General features: G+C 55.7%; 13 protein-coding genes. 10 read left to right on the top strand and 3 right to left on the bottom strand.

The annotated features are described in order from the left end of the window. Window positions 1–204: 204 nt before the first annotated feature. From LOC70_RS22485 to LOC70_RS22475, 3 genes are all read left to right on the top strand, one after another. A complete protein-coding gene (locus LOC70_RS22485) occupies window positions 205–495 on the top strand; it encodes a putative signal transducing protein (RefSeq protein ID WP_230256302.1) in 291 nt (96 codons plus the stop codon). Continuing rightward, window positions 492–1,871: a DUF4832 domain-containing protein gene (locus tag LOC70_RS22480; RefSeq protein ID WP_230256301.1), complete on the top strand. Its 1,380-nt coding sequence runs from the start codon at window positions 492–494 to the stop codon at window positions 1,869–1,871. The genes LOC70_RS22485 and LOC70_RS22480 overlap by 4 nt, the downstream gene beginning before the upstream one ends. Before the next feature lie 78 nt (window positions 1,872–1,949). Then, complete coding sequence (locus LOC70_RS22475) at window positions 1,950–2,903, top strand: RluA family pseudouridine synthase (protein WP_230256300.1); 954 nt, start codon at window positions 1,950–1,952, stop codon at window positions 2,901–2,903. Between the two features lie 71 nt (window positions 2,904–2,974). On the opposite strand, the gene LOC70_RS22470 is transcribed toward LOC70_RS22475, so the two are convergent. After that, the gene (locus LOC70_RS22470; RefSeq protein WP_230256299.1) at window positions 2,975–3,742 is read right to left on the bottom strand and encodes an AraC family transcriptional regulator; all 768 of its coding nucleotides are present in this window, start codon (window positions 3,740–3,742) and stop codon (window positions 2,975–2,977) included. A gap of 175 nt (window positions 3,743–3,917) precedes the next feature. On the opposite strand from LOC70_RS22470, the gene LOC70_RS22465 reads away from it, so the two are divergent. The 7 genes from LOC70_RS22465 to LOC70_RS22435 all read left to right on the top strand — a co-directional run bounded on the left by LOC70_RS22465 (window position 3,918) and on the right by LOC70_RS22435 (window position 16,400). Then, window positions 3,918–7,202 carry a DUF1553 domain-containing protein gene (locus LOC70_RS22465; RefSeq protein WP_230256298.1) on the top strand — a complete coding sequence of 1,095 codons (3,285 nt, stop codon included), beginning with the start codon at window positions 3,918–3,920 and terminating at the stop codon, window positions 7,200–7,202. A gap of 62 nt (window positions 7,203–7,264) precedes the next feature. Next, window positions 7,265–8,698, top strand: coding sequence for a DUF1501 domain-containing protein (locus LOC70_RS22460; RefSeq protein ID WP_230256297.1), 1,434 nt, complete (start codon window positions 7,265–7,267; stop codon window positions 8,696–8,698). Window positions 8,699–8,743: 45 nt separating this feature from the next. Next, on the top strand, window positions 8,744–9,856 hold the full coding sequence (locus LOC70_RS22455) for a Gfo/Idh/MocA family protein (RefSeq protein WP_230256296.1): 1,113 nt from the start codon (window positions 8,744–8,746) through the stop codon (window positions 9,854–9,856). 600 nt (window positions 9,857–10,456) lie between these two features. Continuing rightward, a complete protein-coding gene (locus tag LOC70_RS22450) occupies window positions 10,457–11,488 on the top strand; it encodes a DUF1559 domain-containing protein (protein WP_230256295.1) in 1,032 nt (343 codons plus the stop codon). 219 nt (window positions 11,489–11,707) lie between these two features. After that, the gene (locus tag LOC70_RS22445; protein ID WP_230256294.1) at window positions 11,708–12,163 is read left to right on the top strand and encodes a hypothetical protein; all 456 of its coding nucleotides are present in this window, start codon (window positions 11,708–11,710) and stop codon (window positions 12,161–12,163) included. 189 nt (window positions 12,164–12,352) lie between these two features. Beyond that, window positions 12,353–14,539 carry a family 20 glycosylhydrolase gene (locus LOC70_RS22440; RefSeq protein ID WP_230256293.1) on the top strand — a complete coding sequence of 729 codons (2,187 nt, stop codon included), beginning with the start codon at window positions 12,353–12,355 and terminating at the stop codon, window positions 14,537–14,539. A 67-nt stretch (window positions 14,540–14,606) separates the two neighbouring features. Continuing rightward, window positions 14,607–16,400, top strand: a complete 1,794-nt coding sequence (locus LOC70_RS22435) for a sodium:solute symporter family protein (RefSeq protein WP_230256292.1) — start codon at window positions 14,607–14,609, stop codon at window positions 16,398–16,400. Between the two features lie 48 nt (window positions 16,401–16,448). Here the strand turns inward: LOC70_RS22435 and LOC70_RS22430 are convergent, their stop codons facing one another. Both LOC70_RS22430 and asnB read right to left on the bottom strand, forming a co-directional pair. Further along, a complete protein-coding gene (locus LOC70_RS22430; RefSeq protein ID WP_390889105.1) occupies window positions 16,449–17,942 on the bottom strand; it encodes a hypothetical protein in 1,494 nt (497 codons plus the stop codon). A gap of 124 nt (window positions 17,943–18,066) precedes the next feature. Further along, window positions 18,067–19,971: an asparagine synthase (glutamine-hydrolyzing) gene (gene asnB / locus LOC70_RS22425; RefSeq protein ID WP_230256290.1), complete on the bottom strand. Its 1,905-nt coding sequence runs from the start codon at window positions 19,969–19,971 to the stop codon at window positions 18,067–18,069. Window positions 19,972–19,981: the final 10 nt, after the last annotated feature.

Here is a 19,981-nt window from a genome sequence, read left to right as displayed (position 1 = left end):
ATTTCTTAGAGCCGCAATCTGCTTCATCGAAGTAGGTGCCAAGCCATTCATCGGTCAAGGAATGCGTAAAGCGAAGCTTTTAGCAAACATCGCTTCCCGTTGTTGTATCCTGGTGACTGCGATCGCAAGGCGGCTCGCATCATTCCGAGAACCGGCGTGGGCGGGCCTTTCCGATGGCAATCGCTTTTCACCAGGAAATTCACAATGACTCAATCGATTCCACCGCATGACCCGAATCAACCGGCCGATCCGAAGTTGGATCTGGACGATGCCACCTTGGTCACCGTTGCGGAACGCTCCAACGAGCCCGCTGCAACCGTGCTGGTCAGCATTTTGGCAGACGCGGGCATCCGCGCGGTTGCGGTCGGTGGTTTCACCGCTGGTTTCCGAGCTGAAGCACCGGGTTGGGTCCAGGTCAAAACCCTGGAACGCGATGCGGAGGAAGCCAAACGGATCATCGCACAAATTAAACAAGAACCGGCGGACTTTGAATGAAGAACTCATGCGTTTCTCGATCGACTTCCCGACTGACACAGACTTCACAACTGACTTCGCAATTTCATTCGCGATGGGCCGGCAACGGATCGCGTGCGTTTGCGATTTGGTCGTCGGTGCAAGTCGCAATCGTTTTGGTTTGCGTCACCGCGAGTGCTGCCGAACCGTCGGCTGAGATCCGTCGATCGGTTCCGTTGCAGGCGGAAATCGACTCGGTCCAGCCAATGACCGGAGTGGTGCTCTGGCACGACCACGAAGACGTGGCGACCGATGCGATCTCGCTGGAATTTCGTTATTGCGGTTACGACGAGGTCGCGGTCGGTCCCGGCCAATGGGATTTCACCGCGATTGAAAAGCTGCTGGACGAGATCGCGTCACGTTCTCATCAGGCGGTGCTGCGATTTCGCTTTGTCTACCCAGGCAAGAAAACCACGGTTCCTCAATTCATACTGGACTTACCGGGTTACAACGAGACGGTTGCCAAAAGCGAGGGCAAGAAAACTCACTTCTGCGATTGGTCCCACGAGGGCTTTCAACAGTTCGTGTTGGATTTCTACACCGAGTTCGCGTCACGCTACGACAACGATCCTCGCATCGCCTACCTGCAAACCGGTTTCGGGCTGTGGTCCGAGTATCACATCTACGATGGACCGATGAAGCTTGGCGACACGTTCCCCTCCAAAGACTTCCAATCCAAATTTCTGAAGCACCTTGATCAGCAATTTGACAGTCTGCCTTGGATGATCAGCATTGATGCGGCGGACGATGAGGCGACTCCCATCGCGAATTCAGATGACCTGCTGGCCCTCGAATACGGCTTGTTCGATGATTCGTTTCTGTCCAAAGAACACTCCAAGTGGAATGCAGAGAACTGGCGCGCCTTCGGAAGTGATCGTTGGCAGCGGCAAGCGGGTGGCGGCGAGTTCAACTATTACACTCGCCGCGACCAGAAATTGGCCCTTTCGCCCAACGGGCCTCACGGTGTTTCGGTCGAGGATGCGGTTCGGCAGTTCCACATTTCTTTCATGATCGGGAACGACCAACCCAGCTATCAAACGATGCCGCGAATTCAGGACGTCAGCATGTCGATGGGCTATCGCTTTCGCGTCACCAAGGCGGAAGCGATCAAACAGAACGGCCAAGTGAGTCTGGAGTTGCAGGTGACCAACGAAGGCGTCGCCCCCATCTATCGCAACGCCTATTTCGAGATGGAGGGGGTCCGGTCCAATCAGAGCTTGCGTGGATTGTTGCCAGGAGAAACTCGCACCTGCACGATCGACCGGATCGCGTCACGCCCGACCTCGGACAATCTGAAGATTGTCAGCGATGCCATCTTGCCCAACCAGGCCATCCAATTTTCAGCGGATTTGAAATAGACTGGCGGTTTCGATCGCCGCTCAGCACTTTCGCTGGGCGGACGATTTGCGAATTTGCACCTCCGTTGATTGCCATTCATGCCGCTCACCAGCGTGTCGACCACCGTCGACGAAACCACCGAAGGACGCGTCGACGTCATCGTCCGAGAACTTTCTGAAACTTCGCGTGCCCAGGCCCGCGGGCTGATTGATCACGGCTGCGTGACGATCAACGGCAATCCATGCCGCAGCGTTGGCACCACCGTGAAGAGCGGCGATTTGGTGGCGGTCAAATTCGACAAGAACCAGCGGTATCGCGAGAAAAAGCGTCAGTGGTCCGACCGCACGTTTCAAATTGTTTTCGAAGACCCGCACATCGTGGTCGTGAACAAGTCGGCCGGCACATTGACGGTGCCGACCGATCGCGGCGAACCCAACAGTTTGGTTGATCGCCTGTCGATCTATCTGAGTCATTCCAAGACGAAGAAAGAAGCCTTTGTCGTTCACCGATTGGAACGTCAAATTTCTGGCCTGCTGGTGTTCGGAAAACACGAACCGATCGCAGAGCTGTTGATTGAACAATTCAAGGACCGCCGACCGGATCGCTTGTTTCATGCGATCGTGCTCGGACAAGTGCCAGAAACGGAGGGAACGTTTGATTCTCACTTGGCCACGGGTCGGCGTTTGAACCGGTACGAAACCTCACCGGGCAAGCACACCGAACAAGCCATCACGCACTACAAGGTTCTTCGACGATTGAGCGAGCACGAATCGAGTCTTGGAAGTGACACGACGTTGATCGAGGCCACTCTAGAAACCAGCCAACGCAACCAAGTCCGAGTGCAGTTTGCCAACGCCGGACATCCAGTGCTGGGCGACCCGAGGTACCAACCCAACGAAGCGAAACACCCGCGATGGAATCGCAAACGGATCGCGTTGCACGCCAGCACGCTTGGGTTCTATCACCCGGTGTCAGGCGAGTTAGTGCAGTTCGAATCACCGCTTCCAAGCATCATGGAAAAGTTCATCGCCGGGGCGAGAAGCCAACGTTGAACGTGAAGTGCGGTTGCCGGAGCTCCGCTTCGCTTCGGTCCGGCCTACGAACCGCCGGCCGGTGATTGGAGTTACGAACTTCCTTTTTGTTCTCGGAACCGTTTGCGATAGGCTCGTGGCGTCATGCCAGTCACGCGGCGGAATCGTTTGGTGAAGTGGCTTTGGTCATAGAATCCCACTGCGGCGGCGACCTCGGCCAGAGGTTGCTCGGTCTCGATCAACAACTGTCGGGCTTGGTCGACTCGCAGTGACAACACGAACTCAGACGGCGACATTCGCAACAGCGTTTGAAAACGTTGATTGAATTGGGACGACGATAACTCGGCCATCTCCGCCATGTCTTTCATCGAAATCGTGTCGGTGTAGTGCTCACCGATGAACTGAACCACCGGCCCCAACTCTTGAAACATTGCCGCTTGGTCCTCCGGCGTCTCAATCGGGTACATCACGCCAGCAATCCCTACGACCGAACTCTCGTCGTCGAACAAGGGCGTCTTGGTGGAGACATACCATCGCGGCATCCCGTGCACGTGAGGCACCAGCCAAACTTGGTTGGCGATCGTGGTTCGTCCGTCCATCACCCGGCGATCTTCCGCGTGGTACGCCTCCGCCAGTGCGGGCGGCTGGAACTCTCGGTCCGTTCGCCCCAACAACTCTGACTTCTCGGTCAAGTTGAACACCGCCGCCAGCGTCGCGCGGTTCACCGCGATGTAACGATGCTCGGCGTCCTTCGCGTAGAAACAGACATTCGGAAGAAAATCGAACAATTGAACGATCGACTTCGCATCACGAAATTGCGAGAAAAACGAGGCAGCTTGTTCTACTTGCGAATGCATCATGTGGCAAAACGTACCAAAACCAAGGTCGCACTGTACAAGACGGATCACCATTTCGAGTGCATGATAGACGCTTCGCAACGGAAAACTCCCCGCCACCAAGCGTTCGCTACGGCGTCGGAGCCTCGGTTTGCAAAAGAACTCCCACCTTCAATCGATCTGACAGATAGTCCCGCCCATGCGTATCCCGACGCTGATCGCTTCATTTGCCGCTCTCCCATTTTGTGGCGTCTTCGCTGCCGATGAGTCGACGATCTCGTTCAATCGAGACGTCCGACCGATCCTTTCGGATCGATGCTTTCATTGCCACGGCCCCGATGCGGAGAACCAAGATTCCGCGTTTCGCTTGGATTCTCGCGAACATGCCACGGAGGATCTCGGTGGGTACTTCGGGATCGTGCCGGGCGACCTCGAATCTTCGGAGCTTCACCTTCGCATCCATGCGGACGACGATTCGAAGATGCCTCCCTTGGACGCGGTGCGACACCTGAACGACCAAGAGATCGAAATTCTCGATCGCTGGATTGAAGAGGGAGCCCCGTTTGACAAGCACTGGGCATTCGAACCGATTCCAGAAATCGTATCGGTGCCTGACCCTGCCCAACATGGTGATTGGGCAAAGAACGATATCGATCGATTTGTGGCGGCTCAAATGGAACAAGCCGGCCTGTCGCCCAACGATGAATCGACTCGAGAGAAATGGCTTCGCCGGGTGACCTTTGATTTGACCGGATTGCCGCCAACCCTGGCTGAGCTGGATGCCTTTCTGAAGGATACCTCGCGGCACGCCTATGAAACTGTGGTGGACCGACTGCTGACCAGTGACGCTTGCGCGGAACGTTTGGCAAGCGAGTGGTTGGACGTGGCTCGGTATTCGGATACCTACGGCTATCAACGCGACGACGAGCGATTCGTCTGGCCCTACCGTGATTGGGTGATCGACGCATTCGCGAGGAACTTGCCCTACGACGATTTCATCACATGGCAATTGGCGGGTGACCTATTGCCAGATCCGACGACCGAGCAGGTCTTGGCGACAACATTCAATCGCTTGCACTCGCACAAGAAAGAAGGCGGCGTCGCGATTGAGGAATTTCGCGTAGAGAACGTCGCGGATCGTACGCACACCGTGGGCACCGCATTCATGGGTCTGACCATGGAATGCAGTCGCTGTCACGACCACAAGTACGACCCCATCACGCAACGTGACTATTACTCACTGAGTTCGTTCTTTGCCAACGTTGATGAACGAGGCTTGATCTCGTACTTCACCGACGCGGTACCAACTCCAGCGATGCCATTGCCATCCGAAGAGCAACATGCGGAACTGAACGCTGCGGACGACGCGCTGCGATCCGCTGAGCAGAAGTTGCAACGGATCCAAGAAAACAGCGAAGATCGATGGAAGGCATGGCTGGCCGGAGACGAACGAAAAAGACTGGCTGAAGAATTGAAAGCAGCCTACGGAACCTCGGAGGCCGAACCCCACCCGTCTACCATCGAAGCAACCGCTCGCACACGAGTTGCCATGGTGAAGCCGCTTGCTCGCCTGTCTTTTGAAACGATTGATGCGGCGACGAAGGAAGAAGCAGTTGATGAACGCGACAGAGAGGTTGCTGCCGAAAGCATGCGTGCCGTGGTAGGAGAACATGGCTTCCGAGCCATCACGCACCAATCCAATCAGCCAACTCCAGGACGTTTTGGCCAAGCGTTGAAGATGACGGGCGATGACGCGGTGGTGTTCCCCGGCATGGGACGTTTCCGACGCGATCAACCGTTCTCCGTATCGATGTGGTTCAACACGCCGGAACTGACCGAACGAGCGGTGCTTTTCCGTCGCTCTCGCGGCTGGGACGATGCCGGTTCCGTCGGGTACGAGCTGACGAAGAAAGCGGATCGATTGACCGCGAGGCTGGTTCACTTCTGGCCCGGCAATGCCATCGCGGTCGAAACGACTCAGCCTTTGAAAGCCAATCGTTGGACTCACGTGACGGTAACTTACGATGGTTCCAGCCGTGCGTCCGGACTGAAGGTTTACCTGGACGGCGAATTGGCCAGCACCCAAGTCACGGCAGACCACCTGACTCGCAACATCACGCAGTGGCGAGAAGGCTATCAAGACTTCGCACTAGGCTCTCGTTATCGAGACCGTGGTTTCAAAGATGGGATGATCGACGAGGTTCAACTGTTCGACGAAACATTGTCGGCTTTGGAGACTCGCCAATTATTCGACGGCAAGTCCTTGGAGCAGATCCTCGCCAAAGAAACCGCTTTGCTGAGCGACCAGGAAGTCACTGACCTACAAGAATTCTATTTCAAACGAGTGCACCAACCGACGAAGCAGCAACATGCGAAAGTCACGCTGGCACGCCAGCGTTGGAACGACGCGATGGATGCCACGCCAGCAATCACCGTCATGCGTGAACAATCGGAACCGCGCCCCGCCTACATTCTCTCGCGAGGCGTCTATGACCAACCTGCTGATCCGGTGACGGCCGACACGCCCGAGTTTCTGCCGGAGTTCCCCGAAAACGCACCACGAAATCGACTGGGATTGGCACAGTGGCTGACTTCACCCGACCACCCATTGGTTTCGCGAGTGACCGTGAATCGTTACTGGCAAATGGTGTTCGGCGACGGGTTGGTCCGCACGCCCGAAGACTTCGGCAACCAAGGCTCGCTGCCAACGCATCCCGAGTTGCTGGATTGGTTGTCGCGAGACTTCATCGACTCGGGGTGGGACGTTCGTCGTTTGTTGAGGCAAATGGTTCTGTCCAGCACCTATCGACAAAGTCCCATCGTGCCACCGGAGAAACGTGATCGCGATCCGGACAATCTGTATCTGGCTCGATCGGGAGGCAACCGTTTGACCGCCGAGATGATCCGTGACAATGCCTTGGCGGTCAGTGGATTGCTGGTACCAACCGTGGGTGGCCCACCGACGAAGCCCTACGATTTGGAAATGGCCTACTATCCGCTGGATGCGGACGAAGGCAAAGGGCAATACCGGCGCAGTCTGTACACGTTTTGGAAACGAACCGCTCCGGCTCCCATCATGGTCACAATGAACTCCGGCAAACGCGAAGTGTGCCGGGTGCGTCGCGAACTGACTCAGTCACCGCTGCAGTCCTTGGCTTTGCTCAATGGGCCGCAATTCATCGAAGCGTCACGTGTCTTGGGCCAACGTCTGATCAAGAAACACGCCAGCGATACCTCCGAGATGGTGACCAACGCCTTTCGCATGTTGACGTCGCGGCATCCCGATGCGGACGAGATCGAAATTCTGCGAGATCTCTATGAGGAACAACTTGAACTGTTCCGCGAATCTCCTGATGAGGCGAAAGAGTTGCTTGCCGTTGGGCAAACCAAACACGACGCGGAAATTGCGGACGACGAGTTGGCAGCAGCAACGATCTTGGTCAGCTCCATCCTAAATTTGAACGAATCGCTGCACCATCAGTGATCGTGTTTGCGACTTGAGTTCCTCACAACACATATCCACTTCCGAATGATCGGAGTCCTACGATGAATCCATCACTTTGCACCGGCTTTGACGCCAATCACATCTCTCGCCGCGAAATGCTCGCCAAATTCGGCTACGGCTTGGGCGGGATTGCGTTGGGCAGTTTGCTGAATCCGGCGACCGCCGACGCGTCCACGTTGGGGCTGCATCACGCTCCCAAAGCCAAGCGTGTCATTTTCCTATTCCAATCCGGCGGCCCCTCGCAGATTGATTTATTCGACAACAAACCCATGTTGAACAAGATGCACGGCCAGGAGTTGCCTGCGTCCGTGCGGATGGGACAACGTCTGACGGGCATGAGCGCTCACCAATCCAGTTTGCCGATGGTGGGTTCGCCATTCAAGTTTCAACAACATGGCGAAAGCGGGATGTGGATGAGCGAACTGATGCCGCACACCGCGAAATTCGCGGATGATCTCTGCGTCATCAAAACCATGAACACCGAAGCCATCAACCATGGTCCTGGTGTCACGATGATGCAGACCGGATCTCAGTTCCCCGGTCGTCCCAGCATGGGATCGTGGATGTGGTACGGACTGGGCAGCGACAACGAGGACTTGCCGGCTTTCGTGGTCATGGTTTCGACCGAACGCAGCGGGCAACCCTTGGTATCACGCTTGTGGGGCAGTGGGTTCTTGCCTGGCAAGTACGACGGTGTGCGTTTCCGAGCGAGCGAAGATGCTGTGCTTTATCTCAACAATCCAAACGGCATTTCGAGAGAGGGACGTCGTCGGGCTTTGGACCACATGCAAGCACTGCATCAGAAGCAATTGGCGATGACCAGCGACCCGGTCTTGGAAACGCACATTGCTCAATACGAGATGGCGTTTCGAATGCAAGCATCCGTGCCTGATGTCACTGATATTTCTGATGAAACCGAGGAAACGTTGAAGCGTTACGGCGACAGCGTGAACACACCGGGGACGTATGCAGCGAATTGCTTGCGGGCCCGGCGATTGGCACAGAAAGGCGTTCGGTTCATTCAGCTTTATCAGCCCGGTTGGGATCATCACAACGGTTTGCCGTGGGGGATTCGCCGTTCGACCAAACGAACGGACCAAGCCACGGCGGCACTTCTGCAAGACTTGAAGGATCACGGCATGCTCGATGACACGCTGGTGATTTGGGGTGGCGAGTTCGGACGCACGGCCTATTCGCAAGGGAAGATCGAAGGCGAAAAGTTTGGTCGTGACCACCATCCGCGATGCTTCACGATGTGGATGGCGGGCGGCGGTGTTCGTGGTGGCGTGACGCACGGCGAAACGGATGAATTCAGCTACAACGTCGCCAGTGACGGAGTGCACATCCATGACCTGCACGCGACCATCTTGCATTTGCTCGGCATCAACCACGAACGTCTGACGTTCAAGTACCAAGGCCGCCACTTCCGTTTGACGGATGTTCACGGTCATGTGGTGAAGAACTTGGTCAGCTAAGATTCGGTTTTCTCAACTACGGGCGGTCGCGGAAGCGTGCGACCGATGCCGCGAATCAGACCTCACACCGAGCCGATGGCGATGACCAAACGTTGGCGGATTGCTGGAATTAACTTTTCGCACATGCACATGGGAGACTTGCTGCGGCAAGTCAGCGAGCATCCCGATGCCGACTTGGTTGGCGTGTGTGATCACAACCGCGATTCGATGCAACCAACGATCGATGCCTTGGGTTTGGCGGAAGACATCGTGTTCACGGACGAGCAAGCTTGCCTGACGCAGACGCAACCCGACTTCGTCGTTCTCTGTCCGCCAACGGGGGAGCACGCGGAATGGGTGGAGCGGGTGGCTCCTTTTGATTGCCATGTTTTGGTCGAAAAGCCATTCGCTGCAACCCTGGCGGACGCCGATCGCATGATCGAAGCCATGCGGGTGACGGGCAAGCAACTCATGATCAATTGGCCGTCGCGTTGGCAGGCGTCGCACTACAACACTTGGAAGCTGATCCAAGACGGACTGATTGGCGATGTGCTGGAGGTCCATCACTACGGTGGCAATCGCGGGCCTCTGTACCATGGAGCAGACAAGGTTGAATTCGAACCGACACCGGAGCAAAAACAGAATAGTTGGTGGTACAAGCTCGATGCCGGGGGAGGGTCTCTTCGCGACTACCTTGGTTACGGCGCCACGATGGGCACGTGGTTCAACGGAGGCAAAAAACCCATCGACGTGACTTGCGTCACAACGAGCACGCCCGGTTTGGAAGTGGACGAACACAGCATCACCGTCGCTCGCTACAGCGACGGCATGTCGAAATTCGAAACCCGCTGGGGAACGTTCACCGACCCTTGGGTCCACCAACCGCAGCCCGCGTGCGGCTATGTCATCCGCGGCACGCACGGCACGATTCGCAGCGACGACTACGCGGAAGCCTTGACGGTTCAGACGCTGGAGTGCCCGGAGGGCTACTCGCATCCTGTTTCGCCACTCCCGACAGGCTTATCGAATGGCATTGAATACGCCATTGCGAAATTCAACGCGAATGAGCCGATCGAGGGGCCCCTTTCGCCCGAAGTTGCTCGCATCGGTCAGCAAATCATCGAGACCGCCATTCGAAGTTCAGTCGAAAATCGAACGGTGCCGTTGGTGGAAAAATGACGAGCGTCGTCAAATTGCCGCGAATGAACTTTCGCAAGCTCAATTGCAACCGGATCCATTGCCCATCCCGCCACCGGCATTTTTGATCGTCAATTGCCGACTCAACATAGTCATGTTGCATACGCCGACTCTACAGGAGGCCCCTCAAAATTCTACGGAGGGAGAATCCCTATAGAGGACATGCTGTTTGGAGGCAGTCACTGCGCACGATTTTGGCACGGCCTGCTAACCCTCTGCGCACCATTGAATTCTATAGACACATTGCGCAAAACTTTTAGACGGTTGCGCAAAATATAGATTGTTTTTTGAGACTAGGTGGTGGCGAAAGTCGCATTCCAAAATTAAACACTATGTGACTTCCCGCCCCCGTAGCGATTTATCGCTCGTTCTGGACTGTGGGCCGATTCGAAGACCTACCTGAATCGGTCCAGTCCTTGCAATTCGCAACCATCGAATCGCACATCTGTTTGTTGAGATGATCAGTCGGCACCTCCGCCGAGGGACCACCTCGATATGAAATATCTCAGAAGCAGTCATGAGCAGGGGACGCGATGAAAGCATCGCGCATTCAACTCACACGCATTTTTGAAGGACACATTCGTGACTGTTACTCGAACCGCCATTCCATTGAATCGACGCGGCTTCACTTTGGTTGAACTGCTGGTGGTGATCGCCATCATCGGCGTTCTAGTTGGCTTGCTTCTGCCCGCGGTCCAGTCGGCTCGTGAAGCCGCTCGCCGAATGCAGTGCAGCAACAACATGCGGCAATTGGCTTTGGCCTGCCACAACTACGAAAGCACTTACAAACAGTTCCCCGCATCCGCGGACAACCGCGATTTCGTCGGAGTCGGTCGCACATGGTTGCGAGCCATTCTGCCGTATGTGGAACAGTCGGCTTTGGACACCGATGACCTGATGCTGTACGGCCCGACGTTCGATGCCGACGCCATTTTGACCGAAGTCAACTTGCTGAATTGCCCGAGCGATCCATTGTCGGATGTTCCGGTCAACGTCGGTTTCGGAAGCACCGTGATCGCGACGAGTGCGGGCACAAACTACTTCGGCAATGCCGGGCACTACGGACGTTCGTCCAACCAATATCATGGAACCGACGCGTCGGGTTGGAACAACTTCCCCGCCGCGTTCAAGTACAAAGCCGACGGCATGTTCCACAGTCAAGGGTCCGCCTTCGGCCCCGTGCGATTCGCGTCGGTGTTGGACGGAACCAGCAACACATTGTTGGTTGGTGAGCGAGGATTGTTCCCCGCGAAAGCCGGCTCGGTTCAAACGGGTGGATGGTTGACGACCTACACCGGTGCTCCGTTCGGTGTCGGTCACTCGGTGCTGTGCTACGACTCGCCGGATGAAGCCGGTGGCGGTTTTGTGCCTTACTACGGATTCCCCGTGAACTCCGACGGCATCGGCGGTGCCATGGACGACGAAGACCTCACCGGTGGATTGGGCAACCTGCCCGACAACGATGAGCACTTCTTCTTCAGCTACCACCCTGGTGGATCGCACTTTGTGCTGGCCGACGGCTCGACAAAATTCGTCACCTACTCGATCGCCCAAGACGTGCTGACCGCGTTCCTGACGAAAGCCGGGCACGAAGTCAACAATTTTGAGAACTGAGCCTCCGCTCGCTTGTTTCCATCCGGGGACGACGTCGGCTCGACACCTGTCGAATCGCTCGTCCCCGCGCAGTTTCGAACCGTTTGACAGAGCCAAGTGCCATCAACGTTCGATCCGCATTGAACGTCACATCGCCCCGCGTCGGCGATGTGACAACGCCATTCAGACGCGAATCTCCCAGAACAATCCTCAGGCAACTCAGAACAATTCTCAGGCAAAATGTCTACCAACGCAAAATCATTCGTCCTGTCCTTCGGTCTCGCTGTTGCTTTTCTCAGCACGATGGTTGGCTGCGGACCGTCCGGCATCTCGCTCTCGGGCACTGCCGCAGTGGATGGTGTTCCGATCTCCAAAGGCAAGATCAGTCTCGTTCCAAAGCCGAACGTTGATTCGCCCACGGCGATGGCACCGATCCTCGATGGTGAATTCACCATCCCCGCCGACGCTCAACTTCGTGAAGGTGAATTTGAGGTTCGGGTGAGCATCACCGCCGACCGTGCACCTCGTCAAGAATTGACTTTCCTGGGAGGCGGAGACAAAAAGTCCGTTGGCAAAGCTCTCAGCAAAGCACTGAAAGACGCCCCGCCAGCCGAAGAGAACTTCACTAGCGAATTGGACGTGACTGGTTCCTTGGACGATCTGGCACTGAACTTCTCACGCAGCGACAAAAGCTGAATCAAGACGATTGTCATCTGTTCATGCGAGATACGCGGCGGGACAAGGCTCATCCAAGTCCCGTCGCTTTCCTTTTGAGATCGAACGATCTTTCTGATCGACTCGCAAGTCCTCCGCAGTTATGGCCTCCGCGCCGCAAGCGTCGTGGCTCCGGGAGGCTATTTTGTCTGTGCCAAAGCATGCCGTGGTGTGCTTTCTTCTTTGACTCGCCCTCCAACTCCGCCTGTTTTGCTGATGCACACCAAGTTTTTGCACCTTGCTCTCACAGTTGTCTTGCCCGTCGTTGCCCTCGTTCTTACGGAAACCAAGCTCGTTGGCGGCGACGCGACCTCCGCCATGGTTCCATTGCCAGTCAAAGCGGAGTTTGGAAACGGTGAAACGTATTCGTTGCCGCCAACCATCACTTACAGCTCACCATCCAGCGGCGACTGGGACGCTCATCTGACCGTCTTCGCAAAAACCATCCAGCGTCTGACCGGTGAAAATTGCACGCTGGTGAAAGCCATCGATGACAAAGCTGGTTGGACCTTTTCGCTGGACGAATCGCTTGCAGCCAGTGCGTATGCCATCGATATCACCACCGAAGGCGTCGGCGTGAAGGCCGGCGGAATCAAAGGACTCTCCTATGCCACGGCGACTCTTTTGCAGTTGGTTGGTGGAGCGAACGAAGGCGAGTTGTTGGTCGGCACCATCCGTGACGAACCGAAACTGAGCTATCGAAATTTGATGATCGACATGGGCCGCAATCCACACAGCGTGGAGCTGCTGAAACAGACCATCGATTTCTGCTGGTTCTATAAAATTGACTCGGTTCAATTGCACCTGACGGATGATCAGCGGATTGCTTTCCCGTTCGAATCGTTTCCGAAGCTATCAGACGGACTGATCTCGCTGGACGACTTTCACGAACTGGAAGCCTACGCCGTTGTTCGTGGCGTGACGTTGATCCCTGAACTGGAAGTCCCCGGGCACTCCGGAATGATTCGCCGCGTTTATCCCGAAGTGTTCGGCGAGACCGGAACGGAACTGGCGAGCAGCCCGAAGGCTTTGGAAGGCATCCAAACGATGCTGGACGATTTGATGTCCGTCTTCCAATCAACACCCTACATCCACATCGGTGGTGATGAAGCGTTTGGTGTCCCCGAGGATTTACAGCGGGACCTGATCAACAAGCTGCATCAGTTTCTGAAGTCCAAAGGAAAGCAGACTCTGGTTTGGGAAGGCCCGGCCCCTGGCAAGGGCGAAAATCGTGTGAACACAGAAGTCATCCACATCAATTGGCGAACGATCAACTATCCCGCGGATCAAATGCTGAAGGATGGTTACCGAGTCGTGAACGCGGCGTGGGACCCGTTGTACTTGGTCGATCACTATCCACGAACGAACTTCACGATGACTTCTCCACAACGGATCTATGAGAAGACATCGTTGACCACCTTCAAACACGTCAATCCAGGCATTCATACCTATGCCAATCCGATCGAGGTGGAACCTTCCGATCAACTGATCGGTTTCTGCATGCCATGGTGGGAAGGCCGCGAAGAGAATTACTATGACCAAGTCTTCCCGCGAGCGATCCCGTTTGCCGAAGTGGCTTGGAATCCTGAGATCGAACGAGACTTCACGTCGTTCGAAGCGAGGTCGCAACAAGCGGAAGCAATTCGTCTGCGAGCTTTCTATCCGGTCAAGATCGAAGCCGATGCGTTGGCGGTTCCGGCCGATGGAGTCTTTCACGACCAGACAACCGTCTCCATCGCCGGTCGCAACAATTTGCCAGCGGACAACGATGACTGGCTGATTCGATTCACGACCGACGGTTCTGCGGTCAACGCTGACTCACAACGCTACGAACAACCGTTTGAGGTCGACGAAACCGTGGATGTTCGAGCACGACTGTTCGTGAAGGGCTCACCTATGGGAGCGGAAAGCCAGTTGAAGTTGATTCGCGTCCAACCGAAAGAGAACTTGGCATTGGGAAAACCAGTCACCTCCAGCGTTTCCTCCGCAGCACCGTTTTCCGTGGAACGAGTGACGGATGGCGGGACGGGCCCACTTGATTTCTATCTTGGGTACCCCGCCGTGCCCGAGCCGATTGCGATCACCATCGACCTCGAAACCCCTCAAACAATCCAGCGAGTGTTGGTCCATGCCTTCACGGTCCAAGGCTCGTTTGAGAAGTACTCCGTCGAAGTTTCCTTGGACGGCGAACACTTTACCGAAGTCGGTAGTCGGAAAGAGAAGCCAGAGACCGAAACGTCCGTGGTCGAGCACGCGTTCGAGCCTCAACAAGTCCGCTATGTGCGAATTCTCAGCGAAGGCAATCGGGGGTACGTTTTCGATTCCTTTTCGAAAATTCTCGAGGTCGAGGTTCACTGATTGAGGCTTCAGCCTCTCTCTGTAGCGTTCACACACTCTCGAGTATTGGTACCTACCAAAACCGCAAATGGCACTTTCTTTCATCGACTATGCGATCATCGGATCGTTCTTCTTGATCTCCACGGTGATCGGCGTTGTCAGCAGCCGTCGAGCTGGGAAAAGTTTCTCAGAGTATTTCCTGGCTGGCGGCCAGATGAGTTGGTGGATGCTGGGTATCTCGATGGTCGCCACCACGTTTGCCGCGGACACACCCAACCTGGTGACTGGCATCGTGCGAAACGATGGAGTGAGCGGCAACTGGGTTTGGTGGGCGTTTCTTCTAACGGGTCTGTTGACGGTTTTTGTCTATGCCAAACTGTGGAAACGCAGTGGCGTGGCGACGGACCTCGAATTCTACGAACTCAGGTACAGCGGTTCGGCAGCCGGCTTTCTGCGAGGTTTCCGGTCGATTTATCTGGGCGTGGTGTTTAATTGTTTGGTCATGGCCAATGTGATTTTGGCCGGGATCAAACTCGGGGGCGTGTTGCTCGGAGCCTCGCCGTTGGAAGTGGTTTTGATCACCGGCACCGTGACAGTGATCTACACGCTGATGGGCGGACTGCGAGGCGTGATTTTGACGGACTGCTTTCAATTCGTCATGGCGATGTTTGGCGCGATCGCGGCGGCTTACGTCGTGTGCAATCGACCCGAGGTCGGTGGGTTCGCCCAATTGCTGGAACATCCTGAGGTTCAGCAGAAGATGAATCTGTTGCCAGATTTAACCGACATGGACGCGATGATTCCGCTGATCATCATGCCGTTTGCCGTGCAGTGGTGGAGCGGTTGGTACCCTGGCGCTGAACCCGGTGGAGGTGGCTACGTGGCTCAGCGAATGCTGGGTGCCAAGAGCGAACGCGATGCCACGCGTGCAACGTTGTTGTTCCAAGCCACTCACTACGCTCTTCGACCGTGGCCATGGATCGTGGTCGCCCTTGCTTCGATCGTCGTGTTCCCGACGCTCGAAAGCATCCAGAAAGCATTCCCAGACATCGACCCCCAGTTTGTTCAAGACGATTTGGCTTACCCCGCGATGTTGACGTTTCTCCCGACGGGGTTGCTGGGTTTGGTCATCGCCAGCCTGATCGCCGCGTTCATGTCAACCATTTCAACGCACTTGAATTGGGGTGCGTCCTACATCGCTCACGACTTTTACAAACGCTTTGTCGATCGAGAAGCAAACGATGAACGACTGGTGATGATTGGCCGTGTGGCAACCGTCGGCCTGATGTTGTTGTCAGGATTCGTGGCGTTGACGCTGGAAAGTGCCATGCAGAACTTCAGCATCATCTTGCAAATCGGGGCCGGGACCGGATTGATCTACATCCTGCGATGGTTGTGGTGGCGAATCAACGCGTTCACCGAGATCACAGGAATGGTCGTTTCGTTGCTGGTTGCCATGTTCTTCCAGTTCGTCTCCCCTGCACTGGAGCTACCTGCACTTGCGGCATGGCAAGAATTGTTGATCGGCGTTGGCTTGACCACGGCGGCTTGGGTCGCGGTGACATTCGTGACTCCGGCTACGGACGAAGCGACTCTACGAGCCTTCTATCAAAAGATCCGACCAGGTGGATCAGGATGGAAGCCGGTGCAGCAACGTTTGGAAGCAGAGGGGATCGTGGTCCGCATCGAAGACTCGATCAGCCGCGGTTTGATGGCCATGGTCGCCGCGACCTTCTTGATCTACTCGGTGTTGTTCAGCACCGGTTATGCGTTGTATCGCGAGTGGACACATCTCGTTGTGAGTCTGGTCGTTCTGCTGTTTTCCGCGATGGCGCTGCGTTGGATTGGCAACACAAAAGTAGACAAAACAAGCCACGTCTGATTGCCAGCTCTCAATCGCACGAGTGTGATGCTTCACCCCACCACCGATTCATTTGTTCTGGTTCGCCGACGCTGACAAAGTCGATCGTTCAGATCGGACGATCGCTTCGTATTCAGCGATCTTTTGAGCGTCACCAATACGCCGCAGATTCTCCGCCAAAGCCACATTGTCGGCGATGCGGACGAACCGTTCGTACTTGACCTTCTCTTTGTCTGCGTCGGATTCGGACGTTTCCAACAGTTCACGATAGCGTCGGTAATCGCGATGGCCTTCGACGGCCTCCACAAATTCGTCGGCACGAGAAGTCAGCAAGTCAATGGCGATTGGATTCAGCACGTTGGCAAGCTCCGGCCAGCGGCGTTCCAAGTCGCGAACAATGCGACGACGCAGTTCGTCCTCAGGAGCCGAACGACGACGTCGCCGCGAACGTGAGCGATCCGATTGAGACCGTCGCCATGCTTCATGAATCCGTTCATCGCCTTCAAGGTTCAATTGTTCAGACAAACCATCCAAGATGGCACGTTGTGATGGCGTCGCGAATTGATGAATCAGCTCGTAGGACTCATCTTCTTTCAACAATTCCGGATCGTCCTCGTCAAACCGACTATGAATGCTGAGATATTCGCCGGAGGAGAGCACAGGCAAATCAATCGTGTCGGCTGAAAGAATCGTGTACGCATGGGCTTCTTCGAACGACACCACACCGTCGCCGTCATAGTCAGGTCGCTCGATCGCTCGCCCGGTGCGCGTATGCCCAGACAACGCCGCCCAGAAATAAGTGCTGTACTCGACGTAGCTGGCTTCATCGACCTCCGGAGTGCATCCCGCTGCGGGACGATCGTGGACGGTGGCAAAGAATCCAGCACGCTTCTGTTTGGACAACCCTTTGTCAGGATCGCCGTCTTCAAAGATGAACCGAGCAAACCCACCGGCGTGACACTGAACCATGATCGCAATGACCTCGACGTCCGTTGGCAGACCATCCAGCATCCTCACAAACTCCTTCATGCGAATGGCACTGTTGTTCCAAGTCGCGATGGAGGTGTTGTACGGATCATTTCGATCGCTGCTGCGACTGCCGTGCGCGGTGACATACACCAGCAACCGGTCGCCTGAGCGAACTTTGGTCTTCAACTCTTGGAAGTACTCGCGGATATTGGCCGGCTCGGTGCTTTCTCGAACATCCGCGATGTTGTGATTGCGATACGAAAGTCCTAATGAATCCGTGCTGCCGAAGAACTCCGCCATCAGCCGATTCGCCTTGGGAACCGAGTCCGGATCCATGACTTGCAAGTCTTTTCCGGGCGACGTGCCATCGGAAAAGAACACAACGTTTTGATCAGCCGACAACGTTTGATCACGCAACACACGCTGCGAGAACACAACATTGTTTTCTAGCGAAGCTTGATTTCCCGAAGGCGAATATCCTCCGCCGATCGTGAGCACATAGTCCCTCGCATGAGTCGCACTCGAACTACTCAGCCAACTCGTCAAAGCAACGAAGGCGAGCACAAAGGTGTGGGCGAGAAACAGACGCGTCATTTGGTTGCCAATCTCATGATGATCGCCGCAGGGCGGCTCGGTCGGGAAAATCGACCGCAGTTTATCACGCATGCAGCGGCGGCTTTGTAACATTTGCGTCCAGACAAAACGGGACGCTGACGCCCTAGAGTTGTCGAAGCCAGGTTTCCAGCACCAGCAAGTTCCAAAGCCGATAGCCGTGGTTCTGCTCACCGGACTCATGCGACCGCACCAAGTCCGCGATGGCATCCGGACGGAAATAGTTTCGAATCCTTGCGTCGTTGGCCAACATCGTGTCATGCACGAGCGGTTTGAAATCTTCACGGAACCACTGACCAATGGGGATACCAAAGCCCATTTTCGGTCGAGTGAAAATCGACGCCGGAATTCGATCGCCAAATGCGTCTTGCAGAATCAACTTCCCACGGCGTCCTCGAAACTTCACATCCACGGGTAGCGAAGCCGCGAGCTCCACGACTCGGTGATCCAACATCGGTTGGCGAACTTCCAAACCATGAGCCATCGACGCGATGTCGACTTTCGTGCAAAGATCACACGGCAAATACGACAAGATGTCGGACGTGGACGCTCGCGTCACCACGTCGCGACCTTCACTGCGGGCCCAGACAGACTCCAGAAAATCGACCGGGTCATGCCCTGGCAACGACCGCACAAAATCGTCGTTGTACATGTCGGCTCGCATGGATTCCGGAAAGATCTGCAACCAGTTCATGTAGCGGCGAACCACCGGTTGATCGATCGCCTCCAAGAAACGCTTGGCTCGCCGAACGACAGATCGACGGCGATTGGAATCCGGCAACTTCTGAACCAGCCCAATCCCGGGAACTCGATGCAGCGGAAACAACCGGGCAATCTTTTGGCTCATCCACAGCGCACGGTAACGTTCGTAGCCGGCGAACAACTCGTCGCCGCCATCTCCTGATAGAGCAACCGTGACTCGCTCACGGGTCAATTTGGACAAATACCATGTTGGAACCGCGGACGAATCACCATAGGGTTCGTCGTAGTGCCACACAAGCTTTTCCAGGATATCAATGCCGCTCGGCTGAACCTCGAACCGCGTGTGATCGGTTTTCAAATGTTCAGCCACCTGGGCTGCGTACTTGGTCTCGTCAAACTCTGCGACCGGAAAACCAATGCTGAACGTCCGCAGCGCGGTGTCGGTGTGGTCGCCCGCCAACGCCGTGATCAACGAGGAATCGATCCCGCCGGAAAGAAAGCTTCCCAGCGGAACATCGCTTCGCATCCGCAGACGCACCGAATCCGAGAGCAATTCACGAACGCGTTCGATGGCTTCTCCGCGCGAAATCGGGCGTTCGATCGAAGGATCGAAGTTCCAGTAGCGTTCGACCCGCAAGCCGCGTTCATCCAAGACCGCGAAGTGTCCCGGTGGCAGCTTGTGGACTCCTTTGAAGATCGTCCCCGGGTGAGGGATGTACTGATAAGTTAGGAATTCATCGACCGCGTTGGGGTCGATCTCTTCGCAGATGCCTGGCACCAAACGAAGGGCTTTCAGCTCGCTGGCAAAAACCAATTTCCCGTTCTTGTAGGAATAATAGAGCGGCTTTTGACCAATACGGTCTCTCGCCAGAACGATACGGTTTCGACGAGCATCCCAAATCGCGATCGCGAACATCCCGTTCAGCGAATCGAAGCAGTCGGTACCAACGTCCTCGTACAGGTGAATGATTGACTCACCGTCGCCCTGCGTCGCGAATTGGTGGCCGGCACCTTGCAAGCGACGACGAAGCGTTTCGTAATTGTAGATCTCGCCATTGAAGACCATCCGGATTTTGCCGTCTTCGTTCGAAAGCGGCTGGCGGGCACCCTCGACATCGATGATCGAAAGACGGCGAAACCCCAGCCCGACACCAAGCGTTTTCCCAGTGGCATCTCGGTGCTCAGGATCCATCCAAATCTGCGCATCGTCGGGACCGCGATGGGCGATCTCGTTGGTCATCCGTGTCAGCAAGTCGGACGAGATCGCTTGGTCGTCGCGTTGCCAAAGTCCACCGGTAAAACCACACATAGATCAAACA

It is taken from the genome of Rhodopirellula halodulae (assembly GCF_020966775.1).
Taxonomy (GTDB): Bacteria; Planctomycetota; Planctomycetia; order Pirellulales; family Pirellulaceae; genus Rhodopirellula; species Rhodopirellula halodulae.
Note: the sequence above shows the minus strand (reverse complement) of the source record. Positions and strands in the feature narration are given on the sequence as shown.

Bases quoted from the DNA above. Each gene is read 5' to 3' on its own strand.
- LOC70_RS22485 (WP_230256302.1), top strand. From the start codon at position 205: ATGACTCAATCGATTCCACCGCATGACCCGAATCAACCGGCCGATCCG.
- LOC70_RS22480 (WP_230256301.1), top strand. From the start codon at position 492: ATGAAGAACTCATGCGTTTCTCGATCGACTTCCCGACTGACACAGACT.
- LOC70_RS22475 (WP_230256300.1), top strand. From the start codon at position 1,950: ATGCCGCTCACCAGCGTGTCGACCACCGTCGACGAAACCACCGAAGGA.
- LOC70_RS22470 (WP_230256299.1), bottom strand. From the start codon at position 3,742: ATGATGCATTCGCAAGTAGAACAAGCTGCCTCGTTTTTCTCGCAATTT.
- LOC70_RS22465 (WP_230256298.1), top strand. From the start codon at position 3,918: ATGCGTATCCCGACGCTGATCGCTTCATTTGCCGCTCTCCCATTTTGT.
- LOC70_RS22460 (WP_230256297.1), top strand. From the start codon at position 7,265: ATGAATCCATCACTTTGCACCGGCTTTGACGCCAATCACATCTCTCGC.
- LOC70_RS22455 (WP_230256296.1), top strand. From the start codon at position 8,744: ATGCCGCGAATCAGACCTCACACCGAGCCGATGGCGATGACCAAACGT.
- LOC70_RS22445 (WP_230256294.1), top strand. From the start codon at position 11,708: ATGTCTACCAACGCAAAATCATTCGTCCTGTCCTTCGGTCTCGCTGTT.
- LOC70_RS22435 (WP_230256292.1), top strand. From the start codon at position 14,607: ATGGCACTTTCTTTCATCGACTATGCGATCATCGGATCGTTCTTCTTG.
- LOC70_RS22430 (WP_390889105.1), bottom strand. From the start codon at position 17,942: ATGACGCGTCTGTTTCTCGCCCACACCTTTGTGCTCGCCTTCGTTGCT.
- asnB (WP_230256290.1), bottom strand. From the start codon at position 19,971: ATGTGTGGTTTTACCGGTGGACTTTGGCAACGCGACGACCAAGCGATC.